The organism is uncultured Eudoraea sp. (assembly GCF_947260015.1).
Classification (GTDB): domain Bacteria; phylum Bacteroidota; class Bacteroidia; order Flavobacteriales; family Flavobacteriaceae; genus Eudoraea.
In genome coordinates, this window is sequence record NZ_CAMYOM010000028.1 from 13,050 (window position 1) to 34,593 (window position 21,544).

Below are 21,544 nucleotides of genomic sequence, written 5' to 3' on the forward strand. Positions count from 1 at the left end.
ATCCGCATTATCTGCCAAGGTAGAAATGGAGGTATCACTTATTGTGGTTACTGCACCACCCGCATCGGTAAAATCATAGGTGCCATCACCATTATCTACCAAAGCTACCGTTCCGGCAGCTGCATTAATCTCATCTATTGCATCCTGTACATTGACAGCCGTTAAGCCTGAAGTCGTATTGTCATAAATTACTTCTGTTGCAGTTTGATCATCAGTACCTACAAGGGCAGACAGATCAACGGTTCTTGTATTACCATTCTCTAAAGTAATCGTAAGAATATTACTTGCATCTAAACTAAAGGCAGTTATAAGTTGATCATCTGTATTGTCTAAATAGGGTGCAAGATTTACGGTACCACCATCTTCTAAAGTAAGGATATTACCTGCCAGGGTAAGTGCCTGATCATCTGTTCCGCTATTGCTAAGAGAAGATAAATCTACTGAAACAGAATTACCGTCTTCAATATCTAAAGTCAGAGTATTTGTTGCCCCATTAAAATTAAAGTTCTGCAGTTGCTGGTCATCGGTTGACGTTAACTCCCAGCTATCACCATCCCAAAAATAGATGGTCCCCGTGTTTGTATTTACATAAATATCTCCTGTATCTGCTCCGCCAGGACTGATTGCCCCAGGTGTCGTAACCGCTGTTCCGCTTAAGACCTCACAATTACACTGATCCTGCAGCGTAACAGTAGTTTGCGCAAAAGCAAATCCGGATACCAGAAATACTAATAATAAAAGTCTTAATTTCATGACTATATTTTTACCTAATATTATTTTTTCAACTTTATAGTTCTACCTGTGTAATAAACATTGATGTTGGCTGTCTCCCATTATATGATCTAGACCACATTTTTATAAGAGATTAACCAACTCTAAATTGATAATGAGAATATCTTTTTCCGAACAGAAAAGAAATTTGTTTAGACCGGAGGAAATTTCTCCAGGGTCCGAAGAGAACCCAAGCCTGATTAAACTTCATTAAGTTGGTCAAGTTATTCATAATCTGGGGGTTGATTAAACCATCAATCAATTGTTTAATACTCAAACGGTTTAATTACACATTACAAAATTAACCCTAAGACTGCGCTGGGAAAATAATTGTTGTGTAAGTGTTAAATAGTACTGTCTATACATCAAAATTTGAGGTTATAAGAAAATTTTAGGTGTTTTTTTTGCATTTGACGTTGGTCGATCAGCCGGCTTATAGCAACACTTACCGAAGGGCAAAGTGTAAGAAAAATCCTTATTGAGTCTTTTTTTTGGAGTAAAATTCATCTTAATTTTTGTTAATCCGGTAGGTAATTTTTCTATTAGAAATTACCGTATTTACGCGTATGCTTAGAGTCACAGAATTCGATGTTAATACACTACATATATACATGGTATTGGAAAGAATTACTCTGTATTGATTACCATCATCTGAAGAAGTTGCACTGGTAATAATTAATGTATCGGTATTTGTACCACTATGGATTCCTGAATCTGCTAAATCTACCCAGGAAGCTCCATTATAGATTTGCCATTGATACGTATCCGCATCAGAAGCAACCACAAAAATAGAGGTATCACATCCTGGACAAACATTTGTATCTATAGGCTGTGTTGTTATTGCGGGGGCTGCATCTGCTTCCATGTAATCTGGCGTACTATTGCTATTAATATCAACGGGAATGGGATAGGTGGCTGATATAACCCTGCCCTGTGCGTCTGTCGCCGGCGGATTACCGGTGCTATAGTATTCATTATCACCACCATCAGCATTGGCATCATTATATGCCTCATTGGCATCGCTACAGCCGTCATCATCGCTATCTGTATCGAGATAATCTGGCGGATCTGTACCGTCAGAATTTGCTATGGTATAATTTATTATCCCACTTTCAGCAGCTGTTTCCACACTATTTGCTAATCCATTAGCACCAAAAGGCCCGTTAATTACTCCACTAGTGTGAATTTGATTATGACCAGCTTCTACAGCATCATAAATACCGTCATTGTCACTGTCCAAGTCTATATGGTTGGCAATTCCATCAGAATCATTATCCATTCCATAGGTTTCCGGGCTTACAAAATTAGTGACACAATTAAATTCAATACTGTGCTGTCTTCCACCCGCTGATGCCCCGGGCACCCTGGCTACGGCACCTACTCGTAACGACATCTCTGATTTGGAAGTATAGCTGACACTAAGATTTACTTCCGGATCCACATTACTGGAACCCGGATGATCTACAAATCCAGCCGTTGCGATTACCCAGGAACCATCATTTGTTATTGTCAATTCTGTAGGATTGTCAATAGTATAAGAAGCAGGATTATCCACCCAATTTTGTTCCCCATAATTGGCCCCACCATCAATATCATTAAAATTCATAAAAAATTCCGGAATAATTACCGGTGTTGATCCCCCTGAGGTTACAAATTCAATTTTGTATTGGACATAAGCCTGATCCCCTATATTGGGAAGATTAAATGCAGTTTGTGGTTTAAAATTAGCTGCCTCAGAACCATTATTATCAATATTAGCCACTGTAGCATTGTATATGAATTCAATGGTAATTAAGGCATCTGTAGCTGTTGTAACGTTAGCTATTCTGTAAACCGCTCCTTGTTGCAATGCTGTTCCGGACTCGAGAGAAGCCGCAGCACTAAAATCCATAGAGGTTTCCCCTCCACAAGCCGGTTGGTTATTATTGAGTAATATTCCAAGCTCATCATCATCCGGGATCCCGTCATTGTCATCATCCAGATCTGTATTATCAGGGACAGTATCACCATCAGAATCGGGAAATACCGTAATGTAAACAGTAGCCGTGTCCTCTTCAGAAGTAAAGGTACAGTTGGCGTTGTCTCTTATGGTATAGGTAAATTGATCGTTACCAGAAAATCCCGGTGTTGGCGTATAGGTTACAGTGCCATCACCATTTAAAACGGCAGTGCCATTTCCGGGTGCTGTTACAGATATTACCTCCAAAGGTTCCCCTTCAGGGTCGGTATCAGCTCCATTGCCATTATCGACTAAAGGATCAAAAGTTGTATTGCTGTCTTCTACAACGGTAATATATTCGTCCGTTGCTGTAGGTGGTTGGTTGGCAGAATCCGGAAAAATATCCAGTAAGTTAATACTCCCGTTAAAATAATCAATAGGTCTTAATTGTTGCCGGACTACAATCCTTCCTCCACTTGTCCTGGGAAAGGAGACTTCTACAACTATAGGTGTAAGTGGCCCTCCCGGCAAACCAAAATGTATCCTGCCCGGAGCTTGTGTTCCATGGCCGTAACCGCCATTAACCTCACGTGTCCCGGAGATTACGTTTCCATCGCAATCCAGAATTTTTGAAGTTGCACCCACCCCGAATCGCTCTTCGGTGTTAATTAATCCAAAAGCATCCCTGTCTTCTGTAATATCTACATATAAATGATTAAACCTTGATAAGAAGCCTAGATTATTTATGTATAACCTATTATTTCCAGTCCTGTTTACATAGAGGTCCAAATCTCCATCCTGGTCAATATCTATAAACGTACACCCTTCCCCTGCAGCGGCATTAAAAGCGAGACCGGAGTCTACGAATGTCATTGGCCCACCGCCATTATTAATCTGGTTCAAATAAAGTTTGCTGGTACTATCGCCTGTTAAAAAGATATCTATATCCCCATCATTATCTACATCTCCACATGCCAAACCTTCTATTTGCCCGGGAAAATTTATCGGAATTCCGGTTCCTACTCCAAGAGCTGTCCAGGTACCATCACCATTGTTTCGATGAATTTGATTGTTCCCATTCTCCGTCCAGTAAAGATCAAAGTCCCCGTCATTGTCAAAATCATAGAAAGCAACTGCTCCTTTATTACTATTATTCGCCTGATCAATATCTACTCCGTTTTGAAAGGATCCACCAAGGTTTGTAAATAAATCGACCTGATCTCTTTTCCTTACTACTATGTCTACCCATCCATCATCATTAAAGTCAGTTGCAGATCCATAATCTCCATCAGTAGCATCCTGTACCAATCCCAAAGGCCAGGTTGCCGGATTTCCGGCATTGTAGGGAGGTAATGGACTATCAGCCTTACGTGTGACGTGGGTGAAATTACCAGCGCCGTCGTTCTGAAGAATATCTATACCAAAATTGTGGTTGTCCACATATAAATCCAGATCACCGTCCCCATCATAATCCAATGCACCTGCACCTTCAGTGTTCATTCCATCGGTAAGAGTTGTAAAACGTTGATTGGGAGCAGTACCCCCTAGTCCATCGCCAAACCTATTGGTAGCAGGATCCTGAAGATATATCCGTAAATCGTTATGCTTATTTCTAAAGACATCAGGGTAGCCATCATTGTTAAAATCTACAAACAATGCCGTACGTTCCAATGTTCCTCCCAGGAAATCGGGTGCTAATGCTGCTGTTTGATCAGAAAAACCACCCCCATCATTTCGCATAAGATAACCACGGCCGTTGGTGTTAATTACCAGATCAAAATCCCCATCCAAATCATAATCTGCCCATGCATGTCCTCCATCTTTGGTTCCGCCGACGTTAAGGCCATACACTCCGGCATTTTCGGTAAAAGTAGTTTGTGAGTAACCGACACTAAAGCATAAGAAAAAAAATACAGATGAAATGATCACTGTATATTCCATCCTGTACCAAACGTTTCTTTCCTTCATTTCAGAAATCTTTACTCATAGGAATTTCATGACCAATTAATTAATCCAATGATTGGTTTGGTCTTTTTATAGTTATGGGGGAAGTAATGGCTAATGATTCAACTTAATTCTTTAACCTGGCTAACTACGTAGCAAATTTTGTAATTAGCAGAGGGGAAACAAAATATTTGTTGTAAAGGCCATTAATAGTACCGTAAAACTATTGGGATATGTGGTTATATAAAGTTCTTCTATTCAAAAAAGAAGGGAAAACGTATTATAATAGCTTGTTTATTAACTACTTATAATCAATTTTTGTAAGAATATTTAAACAGGTTTTACAAACTTTAATTTTGGTTTGCCCTGTGGGTTATCCTCCTGTTGGTTATCACCGAATTCACATTTACCGTTAAGGTTGAAATATTGGAAATAGTTGGACTACAAACATAATTCAGGTTAGATATTGCTACCCTATATTGATTGCCATTTTCAGTCATTGTAGCGTTCGTAATGTTAAGGGTATTAGTACTAGTACCACTATAAATTCCCGTATCAGTTAAATCTATCCATATGCTACCGTTGAAAATTTGCCATTGATAGCTATCCGCATTGGTTGCTACTACTGAAAATGAAGTATTGCAGCCCAGACAAGTGGTTTCATCAACTGGCTGAGTGGTAATTGTAGCAGCAAGTACCTCAACGTAATCCTGGGTTCCATTACTTCCTGAATCGGCAGGAACGAAATATGCAGCGGCAGTAACCCTACCCTTAGAATCGACCGCAGGTGGAACTCCAAGACCAAAATATTCATTATCGCCACCATCTGCATTTGGATCTGCATATGCTTCGTTGGCGTCACTACAGCCATCATCATCACTGTCGGTATCCAGATAATTGGGTGGTGGTGTACCATCTGTATCGGTAATCGCATAATTTAAAGTGCCGCTTTCAGCTGCGGTTTCCACAATATCTGCCAACCCATTGGCACCAAAGGCGCTAACGACCACACCATTGACGTGCGGTTGATTATGACCGGCTTCTACCACATCGTAAATACCGTCGTTGTCCGCATCCAAATCCAGGTGGTTAGCTATTCCATCTGAGTCTTTATCAATTCCATAGGTAACAGGATTTACATAGTTGGTGATGCAGGCAAATTCAATGGCATGTTGCCTACCACCCGCAGAAGCTCCAGGAACCCTTGCCACCGCACCCACCCTGATAGACATTTCGGACTTGGAATTGTAGTTAACACTAAAGTTTACCTGCGGAAACGTATTACCAGCTCCTGGATAGTCATTGGGTCCTGCTGTTCCGATGACCCAAGATCCATTCGTGTTCATGTTGAGTTCCGTTGGGTTAGATGTGGTATAGGTCGAGGGATTATCTGCCCAATTCTGTTCCCCATAGTTAGCACCACCGTCTATATCATTAAAATTCATAAAGAATTTGTTTATTATAACCGGGGTTGATCCTCCTGATGTAACAAAATTAAACTTATACCTAACATATGCCTGGTCCCCAATATTTGGAAGATTAAAAGCCGTCTGGGGTTTAAAGGAAGCCGGATCAGCAGAATTGTTATCTATATTGGGTACAGTTGCATTAAATAATTCAACTATTGTAACCAATGCATCCGTGCCGGCAGTTATGTTGGGAAATCTATACACCGCTCCTTGCGATAAAGGTGTGCCACTTTCTAAAGTGGGTGGCGTACTAAAATCTAAAACGGTTTCACCCCCGCATGGCGGCTGGGAGTTACTGGCTACTGTATTTAATTCTTCGAAATCAGGAATACCATCATTATCATCATCCAAATCGATCTGATCACTAATGCCATCTCCATCACTGTCGAAACTAATGGTAAAATTTAGGTTTTCAACATCTGTAACGGTATTTTCATACCCTTCTTTCGAAGTAGTTTCTATATTATAACTTCCGGCAAACCCAGTGGTATCCCAGATATATTCATAGGTTTTAGTACAAGCTGTATTGGCTACCTCAGTTGCCGAAATTGTATTTCCTGGGGGAGGAATTGCAATATTTACATCGGTGATATCATATGATCCAAAAGGATCTGTAACTACCACACGATTATAGACAAGGTTCCCCGGGTAGGCATTGGTTATAATATTTCCTCCAGGGTAAGGTGCATCGTATATATTGTTTGAAATAATATCAATATAAGTTGAAGTGGGTAATTCTATTTTTGATGGTTTTGTTTGGCTGTCATAATCAATGGAAAAACCGACACCAACCTCAGCTGATGACACAAAGAGATTAATAGCTTCCCCTGCAGGAATAGTAGAATCTGCTCCTAATGTTCCAGTCCAAGTCATAAGACCGCTTGCAGTATTATAAGACGGATTAGTAAGGGTTGAAATTGTGTTAGAACAACTTGTCCTCAAAACGGCTGTTACATTAGGATTTGCAGGCATACTACCACTTGCTACACTTACATAATTGGTAATTGTTATGGGTTGACCAGCTTTTATCGTAAATGGGCTGCAAAAAGAAGGGCTTTGATTAAATGATATACCTCCAGATATATAAGTAACATTCAGTGTTGGTGGAGTTCCTGTTGTGGTTTCCCTACTATCATAGGTAGCTTCTCTATTACCCATTCCTCCTGAGGCCTGATAAACGCCAAGGGCAATACCATTATTTACTGACGCGCCCGAAACCCATTCACTAACCAGGCAGGTTAATGGCCAGGTCTGAATACCTTCGGAATCCACATTAATGGTTGACAATGGAGTACCATCATCGGAGCCAGGGCCAATTGCACCAAGGGCGCTCCAATTTGAGGTAGCGGTCCTTTGTGTCCAATTAGATGCCCCATCATCATCACAAAATGTTCCTTCATCCCAGGCATCTGAGTTTCCTATTTGAAAAACACTGACATCCATATCTGCCCCATCCGTGCAGTTTAATCTCAATTCTGCAGACAGAATGATTGAACCTGATGGGATTGAGGAAAGGTCGAACTCAAATAAAGCTCTTTGAATATCTGTGGTTTCCCGATCAATTACAATTTCATCACATGTACCGTAGTTTTTATCGTCTTTTTTCTTCTTTATACCAGTATCCTTTATGGCTATCAAATCAGTATTAACTGTTGAACTTATCGTTAATATTGGTGAGCTAACTGTTGTGAGATCAGCTGTGGCAACAGGATCTATTCGATCCAGTGCTTGAGCGGGATCGGAAAGATAGAGCTGTTTGTTTACTATACCCGGAGGTAAACTTGCACCTGTTCCCTGTACCAAAACATTATCTATGGTATAATTTTCATTGGCGGCTGTATTATGGAATTTTGCCCTGATCTCCAGTGTTGACCCGGATAATCCGGAAATAATATAGGATGGATTAATTGGTTGAGCTGCCGATCCTGAAGCGCTTACTACAGTGACCCAACTGCCTGCTCCTCCATTGATCCTGTACTCTAAGGTAAAATTATCCTGAGACCCGCCACCGTCTTCAAAATTCGCAACATTAAAAGCACCAACATCCAAACTAAAAGTAACATTGGTACTGCCATTTATATTAATGGGATCTGTTACCCAAATTAATGGGTTGGCTAGTGTTGAAGATGCTACATTTCTGGTATTACTTGCTAAAATAAGACCTCCGCTAACAGCCGCGCCGGCTTGAGAGTTCCAATTCACGGGAGATGTGCCAGTTCCGGATCCTGTAATTGTGCCATTAGGGTATGAATTAAAATCTTCGGCCCAGATAGTTGATTGGGCGTTTAAACCTACAAATGAAAGAAGAAAAAGGATAAATACCAGACTGCAACTGATTTTATAAACCACTAATAGGGTATCTCTTCCCATAATTGGTTAATCTTTTTTCCGGAGGAAATATTAATTTTAATACAGATTAATGTAATATGTAAAATTAACCTTCTGATTTCCAGGACAAAATAAATGTTGCGTAGAAGGATTATTCAATCACCAACTATGACTAAGCTGTGGTTTTGATTATATAAAAGACACCTAATTAATTGTATATAAAACATTTATAAACAGGAGAAATTTTCGATTATTAAACAAAAAGAATAAAAGAGGCTAGTTGCCATTAACCCTATAGGTTATTCTTCTATTGGTAATGACTGTTCTTACCAGGATTAAACTGAAAGGTGAAAATTCGGAAGTTGAATTAGATAAAGTAGCTGTGGCCGTGATGAAATCACCCACATTTACGCCGGGAGGTACCGGAAAACTCACCTGGAATTGATTCGTATTATCTGTATTACCATCGGTATCTGTATAGGTAGAAGAACCTCCATCAGAATCAGCAACACTGCCTTCTACAACCGCTCCCAAATAGGTTTGCCCTTCCCCATAATCTTTGCTAAGGCCCAATTCGTTATCTCCGGCAGTGGCTGTACCTTCATGGATATCGGTAAGGAAAAACTCCATTGTGGCCCCTGGTCTTGCCCAACCTTTTACAACTAAATTGGTCCCTGACATGAAGGCCGAGTAAATAATTGGAAAATTCAGTAAATTATTAGGACCGTTATCGCTATGACCATTATCATTCAAGGTCACCCCATCTCCCATTTTATTAGTATCGTCAAGGTCTATCCCAAGTGCATCTGCCCGTTGGCCATTATTGTAGATAGAATTTTGAGAGATGGTTATCCCTGTTTTGTCTGCTACTACAACGCCAGGTCCCTGGTTACTATGGATAACATTCAAAGAAACTGTTGCGTCGTCGGCTTGTAAACGGATACCTGCATCGTGGTAAATTCCTCCACAAGTAACGGTATTTATATCAACTTTTTATAAGAATACTCCTATTTATGATGGTGCTTTTAGTTGTTCACCCTGTAGCTAATCTGGCGATTTGTTATTACAGTGGCCGAACTGATGGTGAGGTTCACCAATTCTGTATCACACAAACCATGCGAATCACAGACCTCGTATGAAAATTGATCTGTACCAACATAACCAGGATTTGGGACATAATCAAAACTGCCGTCCGCAAATAGAGTGAGGGTACCATTTGATGTATTGATTACGGGGGTTGTTGTAACTGTAAGTACATCGGAAGGATCAGCATCTATATCATTATTCAACACACCTGGTGCTGTAGTATTAAGCGTATTATTGGTAACAAGTGTGTAGGCATCGGTCTGTGGACAAGGAATACTCCACACGCCAAGGATATTGGTATTATCCGTATAAGGGTCACAGCCCAAGAGCGGTGCAATACCCAGCTGATACTCCCCGGGACTATCTATGACCACTGAATCTAATGCTAGCCCGGAAACTGTATCCAGACCATTGGAAGGGAAAACCACACCAGGAGTCAAGGAATACCAGGTATATTCAGCACTGGCAGAAAAGAATTCGGCCTGGAGGACACGCGTTTCCCCTCCTAAACAGGAATCAAAAGAACCCGGTGCTACTATAGCCGTATTAACCTGAGTGTCTTCTGCGCTTCCCAGAAAATCGAGCGGACCGACAAAATCCTTTAAGGATGAGGTAAAAGATGAAGAGGTGCGGGATTTCGCCATTACGGCGCTAAAAGGTGAATCACAGGCCGCTCCGGAACCAAACAGGGCTCGGGGATCAAAACCAAGCTGGGTAAAGTTTAAGGCTACCTCTGCAAAAAAGCCGTTATTGTAGTTTGCTGAATATCCCGAAGTATTTGTGGTACCCCATGGGGGGCCCTGTGAAATTAAAGAATTTACGCTGTTCAAAAGGCTTCCGCTCGGCACAACAATCTGTCCATACCCGTAGCTACTTCCTCCATCTATACTACTGCCCCAGGTAAATGCAGCTGTACCCCCGGGAGATGAACCCGGACTAAAAATGGCACGATCTACCCATAGTCGGACCTCCACCCCAGAAACACCGCCACCACTATAGGAAAAGCCAATTACCATATCACCGATCTGGGTTACGTTGCCACTGGTGTCAAATACCCAGGCTGTATGTCCCTCCTGTGCACCAGAATTTATAAAGCCAGAACCAGATACCTCAATTTCAGACACAAAGAGCTCAAAATCGACGAAGTGGTTACCTGAAGAGGAGAGGGTAGAAATCATCATATCAACCCACAAGTCGTCCGTAACATTAATCCCGTCTCTGCGCATGTGAACGGCAGCATCTACAATGTCTGTCTTACTGGGAATAGTGCCCGACCCCGCACCCCAGGCAATCTGAGGGTTATCTCCATTTTTTCCTGATGAAATTACTGTTTGATCATTGGAAGATAAACTTACATAGTCACGCGCATACCTTGTACTATACCAAATATAGCCATTATTGGATGCGTAATTGGGGATACTCTGCCTTAAATCAAAAGTAATATTATTATTTGCTGCAAGCTGGGCTGCATAGCCCATGGAGATTGCTGTAGCCTCATCAATAACTCCAGCGCCTGAAATAGTATTGTAAAACCAATCATCCGTATTTACTCCAGAGATTACGTCTCCGGAATAGGCGTCTGCTTCTACCCCAAAATTTGCTCCTACTCCAACCTGAGAAATTCCAATGACCGGTAAACCAAAGCTAGTTAAAACCAATAGGCTGATCCGTGAGTAACGGGACATAATGGAAAGAAAACTACTAAGGGCCTGAAAGATCAAGGCAATTAGCTGGTCATAATGCTTCATTTTTAAGCAGGTATTGCGATAAGCACAAAAATACCTTTGATAAACCGGACTATTAAATATTTGTTGTATAAGTGCTTATTCGTCTAGTGAACGACTGATTTTTCGAAGTTTAGTATGAATATTATGAGCGAAGCAAGTAAATATTCCGGATGTCGTTCAACGATGAGACCTTATATTTTATGATATGGGCACGCCTTGAAATACCAAACAGATACAAAAGTAGTTATCTAAAAATTTTTTGAATCCAATGAAATTATTCGAGGATGATAAACTCCGACCTGCGATTTAACTGGTGCTTTTCTTTGGAACATTTTACACCATCATCGCACTCATTTACCAGACGGGTTTCTCCATACCCTTCCCCCTTAAGACGTTCAGAGCTAATTCCTTGTGAAATCATATAATCTACCGTGGCCTCAGCTCTTTTTTGAGATAGCCAAAGATTAAACGAATCTGCTCCCCGACTATCGGTGTGTGAATTCGCTTTTATTTTAAGGCTTGGATATTTTTCCATTGCGGCGATCACTTTTTGAATTTCAATTTCTGCATCGCGCCTGATATCGTATTTTCCAAAATCAAAATATATGGTACTCAATTGTAGTAGTTTCGCCAGGTCATCACCAAATCCGGCTTCGATGATTTCCCTTTCCAAATAAAAGTCAATAATTGTTGGTTTCCCGTCTGATACAGGTAAATATTCCTCAGCAGGCACATAGCCCTGGATTTGCGCTCTGACAAAATTTCCCTGATTACAATCACAACTAAGGATGTAATTGCCCTTATTATCCGTTATCGCCGATAAAACTTCCTCATTTTGCTCATTAATTACCTTAACGGTAGCCCCTACAAGAACATCATTCGATATTTTATCTCGAACCGTACCGGTTATTGGTTGTAGACATTCAAAAATTAAAGGTCTTGTTTCCAGGAATCCATAAATGTCATCTGCACCCATTCCCTCACCACGATTAGATGAAAAATATCCTTTTTTGTTTTCTTCATTTATTATATAGGAAAAATCATCTTTATTACTATTTACAGGTTCTCCGACATTTAATATCTTTTTAGAATAGTCGCCGAATTTTATTTTAGTACCGAATATATCCAGGCCTCCGAGACCAGGATGACCATCTGAAGAGAAGTAAAGGATATTTTCATTACTTACAAACGGGAATGTTTCCCTGGATTCGGTATTAATAGGCTGCCCTAAATTTATTGGTGAACCAAAAGTACCATCCTCATTTATAGAAACCTTATAAATATCGGATTCTCCCTTTGAATCCGGCATATCTGCAGCAAAATAAAGTGTTTTTTCATCTGGGCTTAAAGCCGGGTGTGCAACTGAATAACTATCGCTGTTAAAGGGCAACTCTTCCAGGTTAGACCATTCGCCATCCTTCCAGTTAATCCTAAATATTTTTAATCTAATTACTCCTGCTTCATCCTTTGTAGATTTGCCATCAACAAAGTTATTCCTTGTAAAATATATAGTATTACCATCTTTTGTAGCCACGGAGGTAGATTCATGAAGTCTGGAATTTATCATATTCATTTTTACAACCAGGTTACTGGAACTACTGTCGGCATTTACTTTATAGATGTCCAGAAAATCCTTAGAATTCCATGTATGTCGATATCTGGCAAGATTTCCAGTGTCCCGGTCCGAAGAAAAGATCAAACCTTCTTTATAAAAGGCGGGGGCAAAATCTGAATATTTGGAATTGTATTCAAAGGTCTCAATATCATAACGGCCGGAATTTCTGGCAATTTCTTCCCTATAATCTTTTGTCGTTTTAAGTATTTTTGAACGCAAATCATTTGAGGTCATATCCGCGAAACGGGCCAGAATAGAGTCGGAAGTCTTATAATCTCCGAGAGTTTTAAGTGTTTGACCATACCTAAAGTAATATTCCGGACCTACTTCGGAGCCATAGGTTTCAATAAGTTGTTTATATATCTTTTCGGCCTCTTCATAATCGGCATTAAAATAATATGAATTTCCCAATTTCTGAAGGAGATCACTATTCACATATCCCTTATCCAGAACTTTTTTATAGATATCTATTGCAGGACGGAATGAATATTCTGCATACTTTTTATTACCCTTGACTACCTGTTTTTCCTGGGCAGATGTAAAGGCCAGCAGAAATACTGTCAGGATAGAAGTTAAGAGTATTTTTTTTGTCATTGCTTGTAGTTTTAAAAGAATCTAGGTGATACCAAACGTTGAAAAGATTTAACTAATTCAAATCTTAGGAACAATTCAAATGACCCATCATTAAATCGGGTACTGCCCAATTCGGTGGTTTCTTTATCATAGGCAAGTCCAAGCATGATTTGATCTGATATTTGAAACCCAATTAATGCACTGAATGCAGCATCCCATCTATACGCTACACCAAAAGAGAATTTTTCATTTAATAAAAAACTTGCCGAAAGATCTACCTGTAAAGGTGCACCACCAACCAACTTAGTAAGTAAGGCCGGTTTAAATTTTAATTGACTATTTAAATCAAGAACAAGTCCCGTAATTAAGTAAAAGTTAATCTTTTCCTTGGACAGAAACTGCACACTATTTGAATCACGTTGGGAATTGTCAAAATAATCTGATGCAATTAATCTAGGTGTTGAAACACCCAAATAAAATTTATTGGTATGGTAGTAAACCCCCAAACCGAAATTTGGCTGAAATTTATTATCTATATTATCGCCGGAAATAGGTTCATTGTCAAAATTGTTGAGCCCGTTAAAATCCAGATTTAAAATACTTGCCCCAAAATTTAGACCAAAAGATAATTTTCCTTCTGCTGATACATCAATAGTATAAGACAAGGCCGCATCCAAATAGGTTTCCTGAACCACACCATCCCCAATATTATCGTTTATAACAGAGAACCCATAACCCAGTTTACTGTTCCGAATAGGGGAGTGCAAATTCAATGTAAATGTTTTAGGCGCTCCATCCAGACCAACCCACTGTGATCTATATAAACCTGCAAGACTTAATTGTCCTCTTGAACCTGCATATGCCGGATTAACACTCATTGTGTTATACATATACTGCGTATACTGCGCATCTTGTTGGGCCAGTAAACCTCCAATCGTGGTAAAAATGAATATTAGAGAAACAAAATGCCGCTTATGATTTATTATATACTTTACCATGTATTATTTGCTTATGTAGAGATAACCAGTTTTGGAAATATTTTCCTGGTCTTTTTGGTATTCAAAGATATAGAAATATACGCCAGCCGGCAGATATTCTTCAGCATTGATTGTTGATCTGCCTCTTGATCTGCCATCAAAAATATTATTTTGGTTATTATAGTTACTTCCTTCGTAAACCGCAATACCCCATCTATTAAATATTTTCAGAGAATTATTTAATGCCTTTTCTACTCCTTCGATAAATAAGAAATCATTTCTGCCATCATTATTTGGCGTTACTAATTGATTGACTTCAATTTCACCTGAAATTGTCTCTGAAACCAACACCACAACTGTGGCTGTATCACAATTAGTCGGGTTTTCATTCTCGCATATTGTGTATTCAATACTATATGATCCGGTCGGAGTTCCGGGAGCTACTATTACAGTACCATCGGTATTTACAGTTAACTGGTCTGTTGGTGTTGACGTAATTGTTACTTCGTCAGGGTCAACTTCCAGTCCATTCAAAGTATCATTGTCCAAAACGTTACTGTCCGGTAAGACACCACCATCTTCACCATCTATAAATATGTCACTATAGTCATCGTCCACTGCATCTATTGTAACAATGATTACTTCTACCGTTACAGTTGCTGTATCACAGTTTATGGGATTGGCGATTTCACAGATCGTATATTCTATAGTATAAACTCCGGGATCAGTTAATGGCGTTACACTAACAGTTCCATCAGGATTTATTGTAAGTGGACCTGTTGGATTAGACGTTAAGACAACATCCTCCGGATCTACTGGCTCACCATTTAAAGTATCATTATCAAAAATATTTGCTCCTTCGACAATTCCTCCTTCATCACCATCTACTACAAATTCACTGAAATCATCATCCACGGCATCAATTGGGTTATCAGTAATGAATATGGTAACCGTTGCAGATGCACATACATCCGGATCCGGATCTGTATTACACACCTCATAGACGATTGTTACATTCGTATCAGTTTCTGATTCAGTTGGTGTATAAGACATTTCCCCTGTTTCAGGATCAAAAGAAACTATTCCAGTTGCGTCGCCTCCTATTCTGGTTATAGATGTAGTGCCCAGGTTGTTAGGATCATTGTTTGGCAGGTAATCATCATTTGCCAGGATATTAATCACAACTTCGGTTAGGGGTGTTGTTGTACCGGTATCGTCAACAGCTGTTGCCGTAAGTGGGTTAGGATCCGTGCCGTTAGGGTTTCCATCGCTATCACAATCCAGCATATTCCAATCGTCTGAAGGCGTTATTGTTTGACTTGCCAGTAAAAGATCACAAGGATCTAAAGGATCTGTGCCATCAATAACTTCATCCCCGTTAGTTACACCGTCTCCATCGCAATCCAGGTTGTTCCATTCATCAGAAGGTGTCAGTGTTACGCTTGCGAGTAATAAATCACAGGAATCCAAAGGATCCGTCCCATCTGAAACTTCATCCCCGTTGGTTACTCCATCACCATCGCAATCCAAGTTATTCCATTCTTCGGAGGGTGTCACTGTTACGCTTGCGAGTATTAAATCACAGGAATCTAAAAGATCCGTGCCGTCTGAAACTTCATCACCATTCGTAACTCCGTCGCCGTCACAATCCAGGTTATTCCAATCATTTGTTGGAGTCACCGTTTGGCTTGCCAAGATAAAGTCACAACCATCTAACGGATCTGTTCCGTCTGTAGCCTCATCGCCATTTGTTACGCCGTCACCATCGCAATCTGCAGCTAAATAATCACCACTTGGTGCAAGAGTTACACTGTCTGCATTAAAGTCGCAAGGATCTAATGGATCTGTTTCATCGGTAACTTCATCTCCATTGGTTACCCCGTCGCCATCACAATCAAGGTTATTCCAATCATCAGTTGGAGTCACCGTTTGGCTTGCCAGTAAAAAGTCACAGGAGTCTAATGGATCTGTTCCATCCGAAACTTCATCACCATTGGTAACCCCGTCGCCATCACAATCGATGTTGTTCCAATCAATTGTTGGAGTCACAGTTTGACTTGCCAATATAAGATCGCAGGCATCTAACGGATCTGTTCCGTCTGTAGCCTCATCGCCATTTGTTACGCCGTCACCATCGCAATCTGCCACTAAATAATCCCCGCTTGGTGCAAGAGTTACACTGTCTGCGTTAAAGTCGCAAGGATCTAATGGATCTGTTTCATCGGAAACTTCATCACTATTGGTTACCCCATCGCCATCACAATCCAAATTATTCCACTCATCCGAAGGAGTTACGGTCTGACTAGCCAGTAACAGATCACACGAGTCCAAAGGATCTGTTTCATCTATAACTTCATCCCCATTAGTTACTCCATCTCCATCGCAATCCAGGTTGTTCCAATCCGAAGTTGGTGTTACAGTGACGCTGGCGAGTAATAGATCACAGGAATCTAAAGGATCCGTTCCATCGGTAACCTCGTCTTCATTCGTAACACCATCACCATCACAATCCAGGTTGTCCCATTCATCGGAAGGAGTTACGGTTTGGCTGGCTAAAATAAAATCACAAGGATCTGAAGGATCGGTTTCATCTGAAACTTCATCCTCATCAGTCACACCATCACCATCTGTATCCGGATCACAAGTAGTTGTATTCGCATCTAAATAATTAGGTGTTCCATTACCACTACAATCGTCATTGGTTGGATCACCATCACCATCCGTATCCTCATCAGGAGTATCCAGACCATCGCCATCATCATCAATATCCCGGTAATTAACATCCTCCGTGCCATCAGTATCTGGCAAATCGGTCGCAGGGTCTGTGATTTCATCATTTACCAGAAAAGGATCATTTAAATTACTCCCCTCATAACCATCATCAAGGCCATCCCCATCAGTGTCTGTACCGGTAAAAGTTTGATCCGGGATCCCATCAAAATTAAAGTCGTTCCCCTCATTATTATCAGGAACCAAATCATTGTCTGTGTCCGTATCCAAATAATCCGGTTCATCCGTGCCGTCTGTATTCTCTGGAGTAAGGCCACCTATATAAGCCGAGTTTACTCCATTATTGGCCACATAAGTTGCCTCGTCATCTTCATTGGGTAAAATATAACCACTGGTGGTCTGTGCTTCTATATTGTCCGGAAGTCCGTCATTGTCTGAATCGATATCCAAATGGTTTGGATAACCATCGCCGTCACTGTCCAGTGGATTCGTTAAAGGATTATCATCATTATCCAGATTCGGATCTTCTTCCGTATCCAAAATACCATCATTGTCATCATCCAGATCTGTACTATCCTTTACGCCATCCCCATCAGTATCAGGATCTGTATTGGTTGTATTGGGATCTAAATAATCTGGGGTGCCATTTCCACTGGTATCATCATTGGTAGGATCGCCATCCTCATTGGCATCCTCGTCAGGAGTATCCAGACCATCACCATCGTCGTCAATATCACGGTAGTTGACATCCTCAGTACCATCGGTATCTGGCAAATCGGTCGCAGGGTCCGTGATTTCATCATTTACCAGGTAAGGATCATTTAAATTACTCCCCTCATAACCATCATCAAGGCCATCCCCATCAGTGTCTGTACCGGTAAAGTTCTGATCCGGGACCCCATCAAAATTAAAGTCATTCCCCTCATTATTATCTGGCACCAAATCATTATCCGTGTCCGTATCCAGATAATCGGGCTCATCTGTGCCGTCTGTATTTTCAGGGGTAAGACCTTGATCTCCTGATCCTTCATATGCATTATCCAAGCCGTCCTTATCATCATCCATACCAGATGGAAGAATATAACCACTTGTGGTCTGTGCCTCTATATTATCGGGGAGACCATCATTTTCAGAATCTATATCCCTGAAATCGGGATTTGGGTCATTATCGGAATTTATTGGATGGAGTCCTTCTCCAGAACCAGGTGTGTTTTCGTAATGATCATCAAGACCATTCCCATCACTATCTATGCCACAGGGTGCTTGAAATTCCGAAGTTTCCTGAGCTTCCAAATTATCCAGAATACCATCATTATCTGAGTCGATATCTCTGAAGTCTGGTTGAGAATCTCCATCTGTATTTACAGGAATCAACCCACCACAACTACCAGGAGTTTCTTCATAATGATCATCCAGGCCGTTACCGTCGGAATCCATACCACAGGGTGCCTGAAAATCTGCAGTAGTTTGAGCTTCTACATTGTCTAATATCCCATCGTTATCGCTATCGATATCTACATAATCAGGATAACTATCTAAATCTGAATCTATAGGCACTATTCCTCCACAGCTGCCCGGGGTTTCTTCATAATTATCATCCAATCCGTTGCCATCAGAATCAATTCCACTTGGGGCAATATAACCGTATGTTGGCTGCGATTCCACATTGTCAATAATTCCATCGTTGTCTGAATCGACATCAAGGTGATTGGGAATCCCATCTTTATCAGTGTCTGTTGGATGCGTTAACGGATTATTATCCCCATCTGGGTTTTTATCTTCTATTGAATCTATAATCCCGTCGTTGTCATCATCAATATCTGTAAGATCTTTTACTCCATCATTATCCGTATCAGTCTCAGTATAGGTGGTCATTAAGGCAAACTCCGCCGGAATGGTGTCAAAAGAAGAAGAAAGGACAAAAACTAGAATGGCAGTTATCAAGGTAAAGCAGAAAGCCGCCTTATCTCGTGTTTTGGTTGGGGTAATGTTTTCCATAAATGATAGTTTTCAATTAAACATATCACCATGGCTCTGTAGGAAAAAACTATGCAAGAGATAGGGCCTCTCTAAATTATTATTGCAAGATATAGTTAAAATAGATAGCATCAAATCCATTTGAAAACTTAAGTTAGCAAATATCTTTAAAAGACCTCAAAACTCGTTAAACGTCAAAAATCCTGATTCTATTTGAAGATGAAATCTGTGATAAAAAGCTATTGATAATTCTCAAAAATTCATAAAACGAAGATTACTAGCCGTTCATCGATAATAACCCTTAAATCAAACAGATTAATAATCTTAAATTCATTGGAAACAGACTATTAAGTGCTGTGAGAATCATTTTAAAAAAATCTTTCTATTCTCCCAGAGCTATATTATTTGCCTTATTTTTGCTCAAATTTTTGCTGTGAATTTTTTAAAAGAAATAGAGAAGAGAAGAACATTTGGTATTATTTCCCATCCTGATGCCGGAAAAACTACACTTACAGAAAAATTGCTCTTATTCGGAGGCGCAATACAAGAGGCCGGAGCTGTAAAAAATAATAAGATAAAAAAAGCAGCAACCAGCGATTTCATGGAAATTGAACGTCAGCGCGGAATTTCGGTAGCTACTTCTGTGCTTGCATTCTTATATAAAGATAAAAAGATAAATATTCTTGATACACCAGGCCATAAGGACTTCGCGGAAGATACTTTTAGAACCCTTACAGCGGTAGATAGTGTAATTGTTGTTATAGATGTTGCTAAAGGTGTGGAAGAACAGACTAAAAAATTGGTAGAGGTCTGCAGGATGAGAAATATTCCCATGATCGTATTCATTAACAAACTCGATAGAGAAGGAAAGGACGCTTTTGACCTTTTAGATGAAGTTGAACAGGAATTGGGATTAACCGTTACTCCATTAAGTTTTCCCATTGGTATGGGCTATGACTTTAAGGGTATTTATAATATTTATGAGAAAAATATTAACCTTTTCAGTGGAGATAGCAAAAAAAATATCTCAGACATAATTGCATTTGATGATATAACAAGTCCTGAATTAGAGAACATTATTGGAACCGGGGCAGCTGAAACTTTGAGAGAGAATATGGAGTTGGTAAGCGGGGTTTATCCTCTTTTTGACAAACAAAAGTATCTGGAAAGTTCTCTTCAGCCCGTCTTTTTTGGTTCTGCGTTGAATAATTTTGGAGTAAAAGAACTTCTCGATTGTTTTATAGAAATAGCTCCGTATCCCAGATCTAAGATTGCCGAAGAGCGTTTGGTTCAAGCAAATGAAAAAGAACTTTCTGGTTTTGTATTTAAAATACACGCCAACATGGATCCCAAACACAGAGATCGTTTGGCATTTGTGAAAATAGTTTCAGGAACATTTGAACGCAACAAACCCTATTTGCATGTAAGGCTTAATAAGAAATTAAAATTTTCTAGTCCAAATGCATTTTTTGCGGAAAAAAAGGAAATTGTAGATATATCCTATCCTGGCGATATTGTAGGATTGCATGACACCGGTAATTTTAAAATTGGTGATACATTAACAGAGGGTGAAATTTTACATTATAAAGGTATCCCCAACTTTTCGCCGGAACATTTCAGATATATCAACAATGCCGATCCGATGAAATCCAAGCAGTTAAATAAGGGAATTGACCAGTTAATGGATGAGGGTGTGGCTCAGTTATTTACATTGGAACTGAATGGCAGAAAAGTTATAGGTACTGTAGGCGCCTTGCAATACGAAGTAATTCAATACAGATTAGAACATGAGTACGGTGCAAAATGTACCTATGAGAATTTCCCTGTTCATAAAGCTTGCTGGGTTGAGCCGGAAGATCCTAATAATGACGAGTTTAAAGAATTTATTAGAGTAAAACAGAAATTCCTGGCCAAGGATAAACGTGGACAATTGGTGTTTTTAGCAGATTCTCAATTTTCATTACAAATGACTCAACAGAAATATCCCACTGTAAAACTGCATTTTACATCAGAATTTGAATAATTAGGGCATAGAATGAACCAAAAATTAAAAACTCGTTTTTAATTAAGCTTCTCCAGTAGGACCGAAATTTAACGGAATTGGAGGTTGTTCGTAATCTTTGATTGTCCCGTGAGCCTTTTCAAAACGACTTACATTATCACTAAGCGCTTTTAAAAATTTCTTCGCGTGCTGAGGAGTAAGTACAATTCTACTTTTCACCTTCGCTTTTGGTGCTCCTGGCATCATGCTTATAAAGTCGACAACAAACTCTGAAACAGAATGATTTATTATGGCCAAATTGGAATAGATTCCTTCGGCTATTTTTTCGTCCAGCTCAATATTTATCTGTTGTTGTTTCTGATTTTTTTCTTCCATTCTTCGCTTAAAAAAATAATAATCCAATATC

10 protein-coding genes are annotated in these 21,544 nt (G+C 39.9%); 1 reads left to right on the forward strand and 9 read right to left on the reverse strand.

The window, feature by feature from the left end; translation table 11 throughout:
- The 8 genes from Q0X66_RS11585 to Q0X66_RS11620 all read right to left on the reverse strand — a co-directional run.
- On the reverse strand, window positions 1-753 hold a 753-nt coding region (locus Q0X66_RS11585; protein WP_297706514.1), incomplete at its 3' end, for a hypothetical protein.
- A 526-nt stretch (window positions 754-1,279) separates the two neighbouring features.
- Window positions 1,280-4,678 (reverse strand): FG-GAP-like repeat-containing protein, encoded by a 3,399-nt coding sequence (locus tag Q0X66_RS11590; protein WP_297706516.1) that lies wholly within the window; start codon window positions 4,676-4,678, stop codon window positions 1,280-1,282.
- Between the two features lie 326 nt (window positions 4,679-5,004).
- Entirely contained in the window at window positions 5,005-8,493 is a 3,489-nt protein-coding gene (locus tag Q0X66_RS11595; protein WP_297706518.1) for a DNRLRE domain-containing protein, read from the reverse strand.
- 234 nt (window positions 8,494-8,727) lie between these two features.
- Window positions 8,728-9,435, reverse strand: a complete 708-nt coding sequence (locus Q0X66_RS11600; RefSeq protein WP_366938689.1) for a right-handed parallel beta-helix repeat-containing protein — start codon at window positions 9,433-9,435, stop codon at window positions 8,728-8,730.
- 41 nt (window positions 9,436-9,476) lie between these two features.
- Window positions 9,477-11,285 carry an Ig-like domain-containing protein gene (locus tag Q0X66_RS11605; protein WP_297706520.1) on the reverse strand — a complete coding sequence of 603 codons (1,809 nt, stop codon included), beginning with the start codon at window positions 11,283-11,285 and terminating at the stop codon, window positions 9,477-9,479.
- Between the two features lie 253 nt (window positions 11,286-11,538).
- Entirely contained in the window at window positions 11,539-13,473 is a 1,935-nt protein-coding gene (locus Q0X66_RS11610) for an OmpA family protein (protein ID WP_297706522.1), read from the reverse strand.
- A gap of 11 nt (window positions 13,474-13,484) precedes the next feature.
- Window positions 13,485-14,450 (reverse strand): type IX secretion system membrane protein PorP/SprF, encoded by a 966-nt coding sequence (locus Q0X66_RS11615; protein WP_297706524.1) that lies wholly within the window; start codon window positions 14,448-14,450, stop codon window positions 13,485-13,487.
- A gap of 3 nt (window positions 14,451-14,453) precedes the next feature.
- Entirely contained in the window at window positions 14,454-19,157 is a 4,704-nt protein-coding gene (locus Q0X66_RS11620) for a gliding motility-associated C-terminal domain-containing protein (RefSeq protein ID WP_297706526.1), read from the reverse strand.
- A gap of 412 nt (window positions 19,158-19,569) precedes the next feature.
- Between Q0X66_RS11620 and Q0X66_RS11625 the strand changes: the two genes are divergently transcribed.
- A complete protein-coding gene (locus tag Q0X66_RS11625; RefSeq protein WP_297706528.1) occupies window positions 19,570-21,159 on the forward strand; it encodes a peptide chain release factor 3 in 1,590 nt (529 codons plus the stop codon).
- Window positions 21,160-21,201: 42 nt separating this feature from the next.
- On the opposite strand, the gene Q0X66_RS11630 is transcribed toward Q0X66_RS11625, so the two are convergent.
- The gene (locus Q0X66_RS11630) at window positions 21,202-21,513 is read right to left on the reverse strand and encodes a DUF3467 domain-containing protein (RefSeq protein WP_297706530.1); all 312 of its coding nucleotides are present in this window, start codon (window positions 21,511-21,513) and stop codon (window positions 21,202-21,204) included.
- Window positions 21,514-21,544: the final 31 nt, after the last annotated feature.

Excerpts from the sequence above, each read along its gene's own strand:
- Q0X66_RS11630 (WP_297706530.1), bottom strand. The coding sequence starts at position 21,513 with ATGGAAGAAAAAAATCAGAAACAACAACAGATAAATATTGAGCTGGAC.
- Q0X66_RS11615 (WP_297706524.1), bottom strand. The coding sequence starts at position 14,450 with ATGGTAAAGTATATAATAAATCATAAGCGGCATTTTGTTTCTCTAATA.
- Q0X66_RS11590 (WP_297706516.1), bottom strand. The coding sequence starts at position 4,678 with ATGAAGGAAAGAAACGTTTGGTACAGGATGGAATATACAGTGATCATT.
- Q0X66_RS11595 (WP_297706518.1), bottom strand. The coding sequence starts at position 8,493 with ATGGGAAGAGATACCCTATTAGTGGTTTATAAAATCAGTTGCAGTCTG.
- Q0X66_RS11620 (WP_297706526.1), bottom strand. The coding sequence starts at position 19,157 with ATGGAAAACATTACCCCAACCAAAACACGAGATAAGGCGGCTTTCTGC.
- Q0X66_RS11610 (WP_297706522.1), bottom strand. The coding sequence starts at position 13,473 with ATGACAAAAAAAATACTCTTAACTTCTATCCTGACAGTATTTCTGCTG.
- Q0X66_RS11605 (WP_297706520.1), bottom strand. The coding sequence starts at position 11,285 with ATGAAGCATTATGACCAGCTAATTGCCTTGATCTTTCAGGCCCTTAGT.